This is a genomic window from Mycoplasmopsis columbina, assembly GCF_900660685.1.
Lineage (GTDB): Bacteria > Bacillota_I > Bacilli_A > Mycoplasmatales > Metamycoplasmataceae > Mycoplasmopsis > Mycoplasmopsis columbina.
This window is the reverse complement of the sequence record NZ_LR215041.1, coordinates 179,871-195,089: the sequence shown is the minus strand read 5'-3', so window position 1 is coordinate 195,089 and position 15,219 is coordinate 179,871. Positions and strand designations below refer to the sequence as shown.

16 protein-coding genes are annotated in these 15,219 nt (G+C 28.7%); 2 read left to right on the top strand and 14 right to left on the bottom strand.

The annotated features are described in order from the left end of the window. The gene (locus EXC37_RS01010; RefSeq protein WP_029892097.1) at positions 1-1,509 is read right to left on the bottom strand and encodes an MAG5620 family putative phospho-sugar mutase; all 1,509 of its coding nucleotides are present in this window, start codon (positions 1,507-1,509) and stop codon (positions 1-3) included. A gap of 2 nt (positions 1,510-1,511) precedes the next feature. Next, complete coding sequence (gene gyrA / locus EXC37_RS01005) at positions 1,512-4,235, bottom strand: DNA gyrase subunit A (protein ID WP_029892098.1); 2,724 nt, start codon at positions 4,233-4,235, stop codon at positions 1,512-1,514. A gap of 147 nt (positions 4,236-4,382) precedes the next feature. Here gyrA and gltX point away from each other — a divergent pair, with 147 nt between their 5' ends. Together gltX and EXC37_RS00995 are read left to right on the top strand one after the other, a co-directional pair. After that, positions 4,383-5,774: a glutamate--tRNA ligase gene (gltX, locus tag EXC37_RS01000; RefSeq protein WP_029892099.1), complete on the top strand. Its 1,392-nt coding sequence runs from the start codon at positions 4,383-4,385 to the stop codon at positions 5,772-5,774. Further along, positions 5,765-6,157 carry a hypothetical protein gene (locus EXC37_RS00995; RefSeq protein ID WP_029892100.1) on the top strand — a complete coding sequence of 131 codons (393 nt, stop codon included), beginning with the start codon at positions 5,765-5,767 and terminating at the stop codon, positions 6,155-6,157. The genes gltX and EXC37_RS00995 overlap by 10 nt, the downstream gene beginning before the upstream one ends. A gap of 254 nt (positions 6,158-6,411) precedes the next feature. Here EXC37_RS00995 and EXC37_RS00990 read toward each other — a convergent pair whose 3' ends face one another. The 12 genes from EXC37_RS00990 to secY form a co-directional block, all read right to left on the bottom strand. After that, a complete protein-coding gene (locus EXC37_RS00990; RefSeq protein ID WP_006608620.1) occupies positions 6,412-7,362 on the bottom strand; it encodes an energy-coupling factor transporter transmembrane component T family protein in 951 nt (316 codons plus the stop codon). Next, the gene (locus EXC37_RS00985; RefSeq protein ID WP_029892101.1) at positions 7,362-8,303 is read right to left on the bottom strand and encodes an energy-coupling factor transporter ATPase; all 942 of its coding nucleotides are present in this window, start codon (positions 8,301-8,303) and stop codon (positions 7,362-7,364) included. The genes EXC37_RS00990 and EXC37_RS00985 overlap by 1 nt, the downstream gene beginning before the upstream one ends. Beyond that, positions 8,294-9,091 (bottom strand): energy-coupling factor transporter ATPase, encoded by a 798-nt coding sequence (locus EXC37_RS00980; protein ID WP_006608622.1) that lies wholly within the window; start codon positions 9,089-9,091, stop codon positions 8,294-8,296. Before EXC37_RS00980 ends, EXC37_RS00985 begins: the two co-directional genes overlap by 10 nt. Positions 9,092-9,221: 130 nt before the next feature. Next, complete coding sequence (gene rplQ / locus EXC37_RS00975; protein WP_029892102.1) at positions 9,222-9,584, bottom strand: 50S ribosomal protein L17; 363 nt, start codon at positions 9,582-9,584, stop codon at positions 9,222-9,224. Next, complete coding sequence (locus tag EXC37_RS00970) at positions 9,584-10,588, bottom strand: DNA-directed RNA polymerase subunit alpha (protein WP_006608624.1); 1,005 nt, start codon at positions 10,586-10,588, stop codon at positions 9,584-9,586. Before EXC37_RS00970 ends, rplQ begins: the two co-directional genes overlap by 1 nt. A 28-nt stretch (positions 10,589-10,616) precedes the next feature. Continuing rightward, a complete protein-coding gene (rpsK, locus tag EXC37_RS00965) occupies positions 10,617-11,003 on the bottom strand; it encodes a 30S ribosomal protein S11 (RefSeq protein WP_006608625.1) in 387 nt (128 codons plus the stop codon). 19 nt (positions 11,004-11,022) lie between these two features. After that, a complete protein-coding gene (rpsM, locus tag EXC37_RS00960) occupies positions 11,023-11,391 on the bottom strand; it encodes a 30S ribosomal protein S13 (RefSeq protein WP_006608626.1) in 369 nt (122 codons plus the stop codon). A gap of 3 nt (positions 11,392-11,394) precedes the next feature. Further along, a complete protein-coding gene (gene rpmJ / locus EXC37_RS00955) occupies positions 11,395-11,508 on the bottom strand; it encodes a 50S ribosomal protein L36 (protein ID WP_006608627.1) in 114 nt (37 codons plus the stop codon). Positions 11,509-11,516: 8 nt separating this feature from the next. Continuing rightward, positions 11,517-11,732, bottom strand: coding sequence for a translation initiation factor IF-1 (gene infA, locus EXC37_RS00950; protein WP_006608628.1), 216 nt, complete (start codon positions 11,730-11,732; stop codon positions 11,517-11,519). After that, entirely contained in the window at positions 11,732-12,481 is a 750-nt protein-coding gene (gene map, locus EXC37_RS00945) for a type I methionyl aminopeptidase (RefSeq protein ID WP_006608629.1), read from the bottom strand. Before map ends, infA begins: the two co-directional genes overlap by 1 nt. Positions 12,482-12,703: 222 nt before the next feature. Then, a complete protein-coding gene (locus EXC37_RS00940) occupies positions 12,704-13,360 on the bottom strand; it encodes an adenylate kinase family protein (protein WP_029892103.1) in 657 nt (218 codons plus the stop codon). After that, complete coding sequence (secY, locus tag EXC37_RS00935; RefSeq protein ID WP_029892104.1) at positions 13,354-14,814, bottom strand: preprotein translocase subunit SecY; 1,461 nt, start codon at positions 14,812-14,814, stop codon at positions 13,354-13,356. The genes EXC37_RS00940 and secY overlap by 7 nt, the downstream gene beginning before the upstream one ends. Positions 14,815-15,219 lie beyond the last annotated feature (405 nt).

Here is a 15,219-nt window from a genome sequence, read left to right as displayed (position 1 = left end):
TTATTTTTTAATTTCTTTTTTTGCAATTTTTTCTAACTTTTTCGCCTTTTTTATAAGTATAAAAGTAAAAATTTTTATTTTGATTTTGTTTAGAAAAGTATTTTTTGATTCATAGTCATACTGTTCGCATATTTGTGAATCAATTTTTAATTTGTTTGTCATATAGTTATAAGACAAAGTAAGAGAATTTTTACTATCACTTAAAAATTTAAACAATATTAAATTGTCTTCTTCAAAAGCATCAAAAATATTAATTTTGTCAAAAATATTAAGTTTTGATTTTTTATTAATCATTAATTTTGCACTTTTTATCAAAAAAGGAAGTAAGTTTTGATTAATCTTTTGATAAGTAATTTTGTGTTCGGAAACTCCAAATAATTCTTCTAATTGTTTTAATTTGAAATTTAATAGATTATTTCTGTTACTATATGTGTTCATCATTCACATTAAGCACAAAATGAAGTGAAAATTATCAAAAGTCTTTGCATAAGATGGATTTGCTAAAAATTTGTTGTTTACAAAAGCAAATCAACAATTAGGATCTTTTAATTTATCTAGATTTTGTGTTGAATAATAAAAATATTTTATTTTATACATTTTTAATAATTCAACTAATTTATAGTCTGATTCGTGTGAAATTAAAACAAATTTACTGTCAAAACTTATTCCATTTCTTTTTACTTCTTCAAAAAAGAAATTAAGATAAAGTAAAACTAAATCAGTTGAACTGAATTTGATAAATTTTTTGTTTATTTCAAATCATACATTAAGATGATCATTTGAATCTAATTTGAAACTTATTTTATGATGTCTATGTTGATTTTTCTTACTTAAAAAATTGAATATTTTTTTATAAACAAAAGTTTTAAAGGTATACAAAGTAAAATGATAATTATTTTTATAATATTTAAAAATTTCTTTAACAATGTTTTTTAAAACATAATTTTCTAAACTTAAAAAAGTTATTGCTTTATATCTTTCTTTTAAATTTTCAAAAGATGTTGAACCACTGCCATTTTTTGCATAATCTTTAATTATGTTGTTTAAGTTTAAAAATTTTAAATTTTCCCTATTTGTCTTGTTTAATATGTATGAAGCTTTGTTATAGTAGTTTAAAACTTTGTTTAAATTGGAAAAATCTATTTGATGTTTAAAAGAATAAATTTTGATTTTTAAACTTTGTGTATTGCGGTGTCATGAGCCCTTAATTAAATAATCAAAATTCATGTTATTTAAAACATATTCATCTAAATTTAAAGGAATTGAAACATTTTTGTTAAATATGTAGACGTTTGAAAAATTTGTAAAAAATTCAACAAAATTATTGAATAAATTTTGCTGAATTATGTTGCCTTGATATGAAATAAGAAGATTTTGATTTTTTTCAAAGTTAAAATATTTCATTAATGCTTGAGCAAAAATATTTAAAGAGAAGTTTAAATCTTTTTTGCTCTTAATTTTTTTAAAAACGAAAAAATTATCAATTTGAAATAGTTTAATTTTTGTCATTTTTATTCACTTTCAAGACTCAATTTTTCTTTTATTTCGTTAAAACGTTGTTGTGCTTGTGCATATGCTTCAGGGTCAGTATTTTCATCAATTTTAATTATTTCTATAGCTTGTATATAATCATTTTTTTTCAAGTCAATTAATTTAACACCTTTAGCACTTCTTCCTGAGACACTTAAGTCTAAAATACTTGATCTAATAGTTAAACCGCTGTTTGTAATAATTAATAATTCATCTTGTAAATTTACAAATCTTGCAAAAACAAGATTACCTGCTAAGTTAGAATTAATTCCTTTAACACCTTTCCCACCACGTTTAACTAATCTAAAAAGTGATTCATGTGTGACTTTACCATAACCCTGAGAACCAACTGTTAAGATAAATTCACCTTCTGCTGATGAAGAAGCTGATACAACACTCTGTTTATTGTCAAGACTTATTCCCTTAACCCCCGTTGCTGTTCTGCTAATTGGTCTAAAATCTGATGATTCAAATTTTATAACTCTTTCTTCATTATTAGCTAGAAGAACTAGTTCATTATCACTTAAAATAGAAGCTCTAATTAATTCATCACCTTCATGAAGATTAAATGCTAATTTACCATTAGCATTAATTCTTTCATATTCTGAAAGTCTAGTTTTTTTAATAATTCCATTTTTTGTTGCGGTAAATAAGTATTTTTCCTCTTCATACTTATCTACAGGTAAAATTGAAATAATTTTTTCACCATCTTTAACATTTAAAGATGGAACAATATTTACAAAAGCCACGCCTTTAGATTGACGAGATAAATCAGGAATCTCATGGGCTCTTATTCTATAAACTTTTGCTAAATTTGAAAATAACAATAAGTCAATATGAGTATTAGTATTAACTATTGATGCAATATCATCATCTTCATAAGTTTTCATGGTACTTGAACCTACACCACCTCTTTTTTGAGTTTTATATTCTTCAAGATCCATTCTTTTTACAAAGCCTTTTGTTGATGTTGTAATAACAATATCTTTTCGTGGAATTAAATCTTCGTCACTTATAGTGCCTTGTGCACTCATGTTAATAATACTTCTTCTCTTATCTGAGTATTTTTCTTTAGTTTGTAGAAGTTGTTGAATAATTAACTCTAATAATTCACTTCTATCACTTAATAATTTTTGAATTTGTGCTATTTCAATGTTTAATTCGGCAATTTCAGCATTCATGTTTTCAATTGCTAAACCGGTCAAACGCCCTAGACGCATGTCAACAATTGCTTTTGTTTGTTTTTCACTTAGGGCAAATCTTTTTGAAAGATTGCTTTGAGCTTCAGCATCAGTTTTGGATTTTTTAATAATAGCAATTACTTCATCAATATTTTCAACTGCTATTTTTAACCCCTCAAGGATGTGTAATCTTTCTAAAGCTTTATTCAAATCAAATTGCAATCTTCTTGTTTCTACTGTTTCATAGTGATTTAAGTAAACTTCTAAGGCTTGTTTTAGATTTAATAATTTTGGTTCACCATTAACTAAAGCAACTAAATTAGCATTGTAATTTGTTTGTAAATTAGTTTGACGATAAAGTTTGTTTAAAAGTACATGTGGATTGTGATTTTTCTTAACATCAATTACAATTCTTATACCTTCTCTTGATGATTCATCTCTTAAATCGGCAATACCTTCAATGACTTTGTTTTTTACTAATTCGGCGATTTTTTCAACAATTGCTGTCTTTTTAACTTCATAAGGAATCTCGGTAACAATAATTTTACTTTTACCATTTGCGAATTCTTCAACTCTTGCAACAGATCTAACTGTAATTGAGCCTTTTCCTGTTTCATAAGCGCTTTTAATACCAGTAGTACCTAAAATTGTTGCACCAGTTGGAAAATCAGGCCCTGGTAAATATTTCATTAAATCTTCAATACTTATTTCTGGATTTCTTGCTAGAGCAATTGTTGCATCAATTGTTTCTCCTAAATTGTGAGGTGGAATAGATGTTGCCATACCAACAGCAATTCCTGAACCACCTGAAACAAGTAAATTTGGAAAACGTGCTGGTAAAACTGAAGGTTCAACTTCACTAGCATCATAATTATCAACAAAATCAACTGTATCTTTTTTGATACCTTCTAGCATTTCTCCCGCTAACTTTGACATTCTTGCTTCAGTATAACGCATCGCAGCAGGTTCATCGCCATCGATAGAACCAAAGTTTCCATGTCCATCAACAAGTGGATAACGCATAGAAAAATCTTGCGCCATTCTAACCATAGCTTCATAAACAGAAGAATCACCATGTGGATGATATTTTCCTAAAACATCTCCAACGATTCTTGCGCTTTTTCTATGTTGTGAATTATGAGTAATATTTAATTCACTCATATCATAAAGAATTCTTCTATGTACTGGTTTTAATCCGTCTCTTGCATCTGGCAAAGCACGTGAAACAATAACACTCATTGAGTATTCAAGAAAAGAAGTTTTCATTTCTTTTTGAATAGCACGAATATCAATTCCCTTTGTTGGTTCATTTAAAATTTGTGATTGAACAACATATTCAGGTTTATTTTGAGGAATATTTTCATCTTCTTCATCATCTTCTTCAACTTTTGTTTGTGCTGGTTTAAAAGCTCTAAAAAGTTCTTCATCTGGTGCGTATTCGTCCTCTGTTTCTGTTTCAACATTAGAATTTTGATTTTCCATTTGTTCTTTTTCTTTATCATCTAAATCACTAAGATATTGCATTTTGACTCCTTCTTTTTTAAGAGTAAATTTATACTCTAAATTTTAACATATTAGTAGTCAAACTTTTTAATATAACTAAGTATTATATTTATAATTTAGTATTAAAATATTAGTACTTATATTTAGTTTAATAGATTGAGGTTTACAATGAAAAAGATTAGAACTCGTTATGCACCAAGTCCAACAGGATATTTACACATTGGTGGTGCAAGAACAGCACTTTTTTGCTACTTATTTGCCAAGCACTTTCAAGGTGATTTCATTTTTCGTCTAGAAGATACTGATGTTAAAAGAGAAGTTGTCGGTGGAGAAAAAAGTCAATTAGATAATTTAGCTTGATTGGGAATTATTCCAGATGAAAGCCCACTCAAACCTAATGAAAAATATGGTAAGTATCGTCAAAGTGAAAAATTAGAACGCTACGCTGCTATTGCCAAAGACCTTGTAAATAAGGGCTTTGCGTATAAAGCTTATGATAATGCTCAAGAACTTGAAGCTCAAAAAGCTGAAAGTGACGCTAAAGGTATTCCATCATTTAGATATGATCGCAATTGATTAAAAATTAGTCAAGAAGAAAAACAACGTAGAGATCTTGCTGGTGAATATTCAATTCGTTTTATTATGCCTAAAGATGTTACATATACTTGAAATGATATTGTTCGTGGAGAAATTAGTTTCAAAAGCGATGATATTGGTGATTGAGTTATTCAAAAAAGTGATGGTTATCCAACATATAATTTTGCAGTTGTTGTAGATGATTATGATATGCAAATTTCACACGTTTTAAGAGGTGAAGAACACATTACAAATACTCCAAAACAGTTAGCTATTTATAACGCATTAGGTTGAGAACATCCAGAATACGGACATTTAACTATTATCACTAACATGGAAGGGAAAAAACTTTCAAAACGTGACACATCTTTAAAACAATTTATTGAAGATTATCGTAATGAAGGTTATGCTCCAGAAGGTATTTTCAACTTTTTAACTTTATTAGGATGAACTGATTCGCAAGCTAGAGAAGTTTTAAATCATGAAGAATTAATTGCTGCTTTTGATCCACAAAGATTTAGTAAAAGTCCATCAAAATTTGATATTCAAAAAATGCAATGATTTTCAAAACAATATTTAAAAGCTAAAAGTAGTGATGAACTTATTGAACTTTTAAACTTAGAAAATTCTGAATGAATGCATCTTTTCATTAATACTTTTAAAGAAAACGTGTATACCACTTCACAACTTCTTGCTAATTTAAATACCTATCAAAATCCTTTGCAAACTAAACCTGAATTAAATGCTGAACAATTAGAAGTAGTTAAAATTTTTGCTCAAGAACTAGAAAACGTTGAATTTAAAGTTGAAAATATACAAGAAACAATAAACAAAACAGCCTTATTGACAGGCAAAAAAGGTAAAAATTTATTTATGCCAATTAGATTAGCAACAACCTTTGTTGAACATGGACCTGAATTAGCAAAAGCGATTTACCTTTTTGGTGCAGACATAGTAAAAGAAAGATTGAACTTATGAAAATAAAATTTAAATCACAAGCCATTCAAAATGATGAACCTATCAATGTTGAATTTGAAACCGATGCCGAATATGAAATTTTCTATGATGATGAGAATGATCTAAATTACCATACTTATCACTTTAAAGAACCTAAAACTAATCAAGCCAATCGTGTTGAAATTAATGAAAAACAAGTTAATATTTTTGCGGGGCCAACTACTTTAATTATTAAAAAAGATGAACGTTACAGCAATTCATATATTCAAGTTAATGGTCAAGAATTTAGCTTAATTACAGAACTATTGGGAATTGATATTCAAGATCAAATCAAGACTTTCAAATATAAATTGTTTTCTGCTAATGAAGATTTAATGGGCGAATTTGTTGTATCAATTGAACATGTTTAATTAAAAAGAAAAAAGCGTTTAACAACGCTTTTTTTATTATTATTTTTTAAGCAGCTGTAGCTCTTTGTGCTCTTCTTTCAGCACGAGCTTGTTCTAATTGTAATTTGTGAACTCTTTTAGCAGCACGTTCTTTATTTTTTCTTCTTGTAATTTTTCTCATAATTTCCTTTTTCTACTATATTTAAATTAAATTTATAAATTGTTTCAAAATTAAGTACATGTATTTTAACACAAAAAGTTATTTTTTTATTTTTTTAAAAAGCAGAATAAGTTAGTTTGTATCAACTTGGTAAAAAGTTTATATGTAAACTAACAATTACAAATGCCATAATTCCTAGAATAATAAATAGAGTTAAAAAATCTCTTCAAGTTCAAACTAAACGACGATATCTTGTTCTCTTAGCATACGGATCATATCCTCTTGTTTCCATTGCATTAGCTAAATCTTCAGCTTTGGCAAATGAAGTAACGAAAAGAGGAATAATCAAAGTAGTTATTGATTTAGCTTTTTCTGTTATTTTTCCATTTTTTACATCAATTCCCCGGCTAGCTTGTGCTTTAACAATTCTTTGCGCTTCTTCTAATAATGTTGGAATAAAACGCAGGGCAATTGAAATAATCATAGCTAAAATATGTGTAGGAATAAAGAGTAATTTTAATGGTCAAAGAAAGTCTTCGATTGCTTTAGTAAGTAAAATTGGCTTAGTTGTTGACACAAATAATGAAGTTGCCATGATCATAATATAAATTCTTAACATTAGAGCTAATGTTCTAATTAATTGTGGATAAGTTATGCCATAAGAAGAATCATTAAATCTATGTCAAACATAAATGTAGGTTGTATTATCATTAGAATTTCAAAGATTTTGCACAGTCTGAAGTACCGACTCTTTTAAAGTGAAAAAGCTTGAATCAGAATATTGAAAACCGTTTAAATTATCAATTTTCATCGTATAAATATTTACAGCAAAAATTATAATTCCAACAAATATAGGCATTTTAAGTAGTTTTACTAAACTAAAAATTCTTTTTGTTGCAATAACATAAGCAATCATTAAAGGAATTAAGATAATTAATGTGGTTAGAAAGTAATTTGAGAAGAATATCAAAACAATTATTACAATATTTAAAGCTAATTTCAACCTTGAATCTAGTTTGTGAATAAAGCTGTTAATAGCCATGTAACGACCAATTGGAGATCCCATTAGTTACCTCCTTTTATCATTTTTCTATTGTTTAAAAAACTAGCTAGCTCATCAATTGATGTAACTTTTGGTACTTGAAAACCACGAAGTTCTAATTTGCGAACAAAATCTAATAACTTTGGTGGTTCCATGTAATTTTCTTTTAAAAATAGTGTGTCTTTTAGCACTTCATATGTTGGTCCATCTTTGACGATTTGGCCACTTTTAAAGATTAATACTCTTTGACTAACTTCTAAAACATTGTCTAAATCATGCGTTACTATAATAACAGTTTTGCCAGCTTTATTCAATTCATTGAATATATTTAAAATTTCTTTTACTCCCACAGGATCTAATCCAGCTGTGGGTTCATCAGCAATAATGACATCTGGTTCCATTGCTAAAATTCCTGCTAAAGCAACTCTTCTTTTTTGACCACCAGAAAGTTCAAAAGGAGATTTTTGTAAAAAAGAGTCATCTAATCCAACTAAATTTAAATATTTTTTTGCTCTTTCTTTAGCTTCACTTTTTGAAACGCCAAATGAACGGGGACCAAAGGCTATGTCTTTTTCAATTGTATCTTCAAAAAGCTGATACTCAGCAAATTGAAACACAACACCAATTCTTTGTCTTAATTCTTTTGCTTTTTTAACTTTTTTTCTTCAAGTTTTCTTTAATGTATAAACAACATGCTCAATGCTAGAAGAAGTGTTTTTATTTTGTTTTAACTGTTTTTTAGTTTTTTGTAATTCTTTATCATAAACTCAAGTGATTTCGCCTTCTGTCGGTATTAATAAGGCATTTAAGTGTTCTATAAAAGTGGTTTTTCCTGAACCGGTTTGACCAATAATACCTACATATTCGCCTTGATTAATTGTCACATTAACTTTTTTTAATGCCTGATGTTCAACAGGAGTTTTACGCAAAAAAGTATGGACTAAATCTTTTACAATTATCTGCATAATTCGTCTAATAACTCCCTTTCATCATAAGTTGGTTTAATTCCTTTAATTTTTTCACTTAGTTTATAAATAAATGGTGAATCAATTTTAGCTTCTTCAATAATTTCTTTGTTTCTTAAAATTTCTGCCGGTGAACCTTGAGCAATAATTTGTCCATGCGCAAAGACAATACACAAATCAGCTTGAATAGCTTCATCCATGTCATGAGTAATTGAAATTAAAGTTTTTGAACGTTTAGTTTGAATTTCACGAATAGTTTCTAAAATTTGTCTTTTCCCTTTGGGATCAAGCATTGAAGTAACTTCATCAAAAATAATAATTTCTGGATCTAAGGCAAGAACTGAAGCAATCGCAACTCTCTGTTTTTGTCCTCCGGAAAGTAATTGTGGTTCTCTAGTCAAATATTCTGTCATCCCAACTTTTTCAGCCAGAGAATCAATAATAGGTTTCATCTCTTTTTGTGGAACTTGGGCATTCTCTAAGCCAAAAGCAATGTCGTCTTCAACACTTGCACCAATAAATTGGTTATCAGGATTTTGAAAAATAATTCCAATTTTTTTACGAATCTGTTTAATTGTTGAATATTCCATTGTGATGCCATCTATTTCTATTGAACCAGATAGTGGTTTATAAAGTGCAACCAAAAGTTTTGAAAATGTACTTTTTCCAGAACCATTGTGACCTAAGATAGCAACATATTGGCCTTTTTGAATTGTCAAATTAATTCCATCAATAGCATTTTTTTTGGCTTCAGGATATTTGAAAACTAAATCTTTAACTGTTATCATGTTCATTTACTTATTATATAAGTAAATTAAAAAAATGCTTGTTTTTAGGTCAAAAAAATATTTTTTGCATAAAAAAATACACTCGTTAGTGTATTTTTTTTCAGCTCATATTTTTTTCAAATTATGTTAATTAAACTAATTCAATAATTGCCATTCTGGTATTGTCACCACGACGAGAAACAAGTTTGTAAATACGAGTGTATCCACCGTTTCTTTCTTTGTAACGTGGAGCAATTTCATCAAATAAATGTTTTAAAAGAGTGTCTTTTTCATTAACTAAAGTTGGACGAAGAAAGGCAGCAACAAGACGACGATTTGCTAAAGTTGGGTTTTTGGCTTTGGTAATCATTTTTTCCACATGACGACGTAATTCTTTAGCACGAGTTAAAGTGGTTGTAATACGTCCGTGAGTTAATAATTCACTCACTAAAGTACGCATTACTCCTTTTCTTCATTTAGTATCACGGCTGTAAATTTGGGTTGGATTTGCCATTATTCTTCTCCTTTTTTAAGTTGACGGCCGTTTTCGGCTAACATAGCGATAATTTCCTCAATTGATTTTTTACCCAAGTTTTTAACTTGTTCAAGTTCTTCAAGTGTCATATCAGCAATTTCAGATAATTTAGTTTTGCCAATTCTTCTAAGAGCATTAGTTGAACGCACTGATAATTGTAACTGACTAATATCGATGTCATTATCTTCTTCTTTTACTTCAATTTCTTTATCTTCTGCAAAAATGTCTAATTTCATCTCATCAACATTTCCAATTAATTTAAAGTGAGCTACTAAAATTTCACAAGCTTGTTGAATTGCAAGTTTAGGTTCAATAGTTCCGTTAGTTTCTAAATGGAATTTTAATTCTTCTTCAATTTTTAAACTTGAAGTGTTTAATTGTAAAACTTCATAATTTACTTTTTCAATTGGTGAGAAGTTTGAATCTGTTGCGATAAAAATACCTCTTTTAATGTCACTATTTACTTTTGACATTAATGAATTATTGTTAAGAATTTTTTTATTGTCTTCAGCTGAAACAAAACCTCTACCTGGACGAAGATACATTTCTAAGTGTAAGGCATTTGCTTTATTTACAGTGGCAATATGTTCTGTTTTGTTGATGATTTCAATGTTAGAATTTTTTACTTCTAAGAAACGTGAAGTAATTTCTGCTGTAGTATCTGGTTTTAAAGTTACTTTAATAATGTCATCATCTGAAACTAAGTTTGGGTCATATTGGAATTTAATTTTTTGTAGGTTTAAAATTAATCTTACAACATCTTCTTCCACACCTGGAATGGTTTGGAATTCATGTTCAACACCATCGATTTTAACTGCAAATAAGCCTAATCCAGTGATGCTTGATAATAAAACTCTACGTAATGGAACTCCTAATGTATTAGCAAAACCTCTTTCAAGCGGTTTGAGGCTAAAAGTGGTTTTGTTAATGTTTTGGTTTGAACTTTGAATTTGTTCATAAGCCAATTTACTCATTTTTTCCATATTCTCTCCTTCTTAAATCAATTTGAAATTATCTTTGTTTTTCACGTTTAAGAACACGTTTAGGAGGCCTTGTTCCGTTGTGTGGAACTGGTGTAACATCTTTAATTTCTGTTACTGTGATACCTGAAACTTCGATTTGTTTACGTGCTGAATCTTTTCCTGCACCTAAACCTTTAAGTCTTACTTTAACACTTTTTACGCCATGTTCTTTAGCTGCTTCTGAAGCTGCTTGCGCTGCTAATGAAGCTGCATATGGAGTTTTTTTCTTAGAACCTTTGTAACCAATAGCACCTGATGAACTTCATGCAATAACATTTCCAGCTTCGTCTGTAAAGGTAATAATGGTATTTTGGTTAGTTGAGTGAATGTGAGCAATACCTGTTGTTATATTTTTCTTTTTAGCTTTTTTTGCCATGATTATTCTCTCCTATTTCCTATTTACCTTTTTTACCAGCAACAGTTTTTCTAGGACCTTTACGTGTTCTAGCATTTTTCTGTGTGCTTTGACCTCTAACAGGTAATCCTTTACGGTGTCTAATACCACGGTAGCATTTAATTTCCATTAAACGCTTAATGTTTAAGGTAACTTCTCTATTTAAGTCACCTTCTGTAGTGTATTCTTTAGCTGCTTCACGAATTGCACTTAATTGTTCTTCAGTAAGATCTTTAGCTCTAATATTTTCATCTACTTTAGCTGTTGCACAAATTTCTTGTGCTGAAGTTCTACCAATACCTTTAATGTAAGTTAATGAAATAACAATACGTTTATTGTTTGGAATTTCAACGTTTAATATTCTGGCCATATTCTATCCTTGTCTTTGTTTGTGTTTTGGTAAAGAGCAAATTACTCTAATAATCCCTTTACGTTTGATAATACGACAATCTTTACACATTCTTTTAACACTAGCTCTAACTTTCATAATTCTCCTTATTTATGTCTGTAGGTAATACGTCCTAATGTTAAATCATAAGGACTAATTTCTACATCCACTGTATCACCAGGTAAAATACGAATTTTATTTACACGCATTTTTCCTGAAATATGAGCTCTAATTTCTGTGCCGTTTTCTAGTTCAACTTTATACTCGTCCATTGAATATGCTTCTTTTACAACGGCTTTAAGTTTAATAGCATCTTTTGCCATTAAATTCCTTTCGTCAATATTACACCCTGACCATCTTTGATTAAAACAGTATGTTCATAATGAGCAGACTTTAAACCGCTAGCGCTAACAACGGTTCATTTATCTTTTTTCACTTTCACACGTGCGTTTTTTTGCAATATCATTGGTTCTATACAAATAACCATTCCATCTCTCAAAAGTGGTCCAGTGTGCGGAACACCATCATTGTATACCATGGGGTCTTCATGCAATTCTTTGCCAATACCATGTCCACAGTATTCCATCGGGGTATAAAGATTATTTTTTTTAATAACTTGACCAATTGCGTAACTTATATCTCCTACTCTTGCTCCTGGTTTAATTGCTTTAACACCAGCATTAAAAGCAGCAATTGCTACATCAATTAATTTTTGGTCTTCTTTTGCAATTTTGCCAACACCTTTGGTGAAAGCACTATCACTATTGTATCCTTGATAAATGCAACCTAAGTCAACACTGATTAAATCACCTTCTTTAAGAACATAATTTCCAGGGATACCATGAATCAATTCTTCATTTACTGAGATGCATGCTGTGGCTGGAAAGCCATAGAGACCCTTAAATGCGGGTTCTGCACCTCTTTTTACTATTTCATTAAAAGCGATTGAATCTATTTCTTTTAATGAGACGCCTGGTCTTATAAAGTCTCAAATAATTTGCTTGACTTCTGCCAGGATTTGACAACTCTTAGTGATTTTGGCTATTTCATTTTCGCTTTTAATCTTAATCATTGCCACTTTCTCCTTGATTTCATAAATACAAAAAACACAAATATATAAAGCTCTAAATTAGCTTTATGTATTTATATATTTATATTTAGTTTATATATTTTATATTAAAAGTATTTTTTTAAGAAATAAGATTTTTTAAGTCATACTTATTATTTTTAGAATAAAACTATAAAAAAGTTAAATAAAGAAAATAAAAAAATTGATTTACTTAAATCAATCTTTCTATTTTTCTAAAGTTTTAATTATTATTTGAGCAATTTCTTCTGCTGAAGAAGTTGCATCAAAAGTGTGTAAATTATTATGTTCTTGATAATAGCTTAGAAGTGGTGCAGTTTGATTAACATAAACTTTTTGACGCACTTTAATATTTTCTACACTATCATCTTTACGCATTTGTAATTCAGTTCCACAATTATCGCAGAAGAGACCATTTTTTGAAGGTAATGAATAGAGATTAAAGTTTTTACCGCAATTTGGACAAAATCTTCGACCATTTAATCTTTGCATAATTAAATCTGCTGGTGCGGTTAATTCGACTACTTTATAGTCAAAATTATTAATAGTTTTTAAAAATTCAACTTGGTCTAAAGTTCTTGGATAACCATCTAAAATAACTTTTTGTCCTTTAGCTAGTAAACTTTCAATTTTATTTTTAACTGTTGCATTAGTTACTTCATCAGGAACGTATAATCCATTTTCAACAAATTTAGCTATTTCAAGCCCTAATTCGCTTTTTGAAGCAATTTCTTCTCTAAAAATATTACCGGTTGATAAATGTATCATATTTGCATCTTTTGCTAAAATTGCAGCAACTGTTCCTTTACCAACACCTGGTGGCCCCATAAACACAATATTTGGTAACTGTTTTGTCTCTATCATAATAATCCATCTCCATTTGTTTTGATATCTTTAATTTTATCTTTTATTGTTGTAGAAGTTTCATAAGTTTCACGAGAAAGAATTTTTTGTTTTGATAATTTTGCACTTTGAAGACGTGCTTTAAATTGTTGAATTGTTTCAAGTGAAACAGTTACTAAAATTACCATTCCCGTTCCTCCAAAGCTTATAACTTGCGGTCAGTCAAGAAGAATAATTTGTAAGTATTGCATTGAAACAATTGAAACCAAATAGAAACCACTAAACATACACAACCTAAGCACTATTCCAATTAAATAGTCTTCAGTTTGTTCTCCGGGTTTAATTCCAGGAATAAAGGTTGAATTTTTGGCAAAATCCTCTGCAATTTTGTCAATTCTTGACTGTTGAAGTCCAATAATGAAACTAAAGAAAAATGTAATTAAAATTAACAAAGTTAAACCCAGTGGTTCAGTAAATTGTAAATTTGCTTCCATCCAAATTTTAGCAGTACTTTCAGCAGGCAGAATTCTTGCTATCATCAAAGGAAAAGAAATAAGCATGGTTGCAAAAATAATCGGCATAATTCCACCAGGATTTAATTTCACTGGTAATTTTCCCATCTCCTTAATATTTTTACTTCTTCCCGCCCCTATTTGTTGAATTGGAATATGACGCTCAGTATTATAAATAAGTGCAATAATAAAGATAACAAGTAAATAAGTAAATAAGTAAGTCAAGAATTTTAAAAATCCAACAAAAATAGCGCTTCCTTGTCCATCTTGAATAAAATAGCGAAACGCTCCTTTAAATTGAGCTGGAATTTGAAAGGCAATTCCAACAAAAATAATTAATGAAGTTCCATTTCCTATTCCTTTATTAGTTATTTGCTCTGCTAAAAATAAAGAAAATAGTGAACCCCCTATTAAAATTAATGGAAGAATAAAGTAAACTGTTAAAGCTTCTGTATTTGTCCCCGCTATAGGAGTAAAACTAATAAATGGATTTTCTCCTGCGTGAAGAGATTGAGTTAATAAAATTGCTTGCGGATAGGCAATAACCAAAGTTAAAACTCTTGTAATAATATTTAATTTTCTACGACCATGCGGGCCACTTTGACTTAATTTTTGAATTGGAGGGAAAAGTCTCGTTTGTAAAAGAGACATGATTAAGGATGCATTAATAAAAGGACTAATTCCTAAAGCTACTAATGAAAAGTTTCTCAGTCCTCCTCCACCAACGAGATTGAGAGTATTTAGAAAAGCATCTTTATCAACTAAAGACTCATTATTATCTTGAACAACAAGTTTTACAAAAGGTGATGTAATGGTAGTCGCTAATACATAAATAAGCAAAATAAAAGCGGTAAAAAGAATTTTTTTTGTTATATCTTTGTTTGATCAAAAATCACTTCATTTTTCTCTAAATTTATAAAAATTATTTGAAAATCCGTATTTAAATATTTTAAATTTCTTCATAAATTCCTTTTGTTTACTTTGCCTATATATAAGTACTATTATTATATATAAAAGAACTAAATTTTGCTTGAAGTATTTGAAAGATATCTTTTTTTCCAAAACATCATTTTTATAGGCTTTTTGGTAAAAAAACAAAACACATTTTTTGTGTTTTGTATATTTTTTAGAGAAAAAATAATGAATTAGATAATTAAGAAATCTTTTAAATTATTATTATGAGAAGATAAGTATTTATTATATTTTTTTAAAATATCTTTTTTTTTCTATGGGAAGATATCTATTTTTAAGTAAAGTAAAATCAATATTTTTGAAAACGGAGAAAGAATATCTTTTTGAAAAATCTATATAAGATAAATATGTTAATGAGCATAATTTGACTTGTTTATAATTGAATAAATAAATATT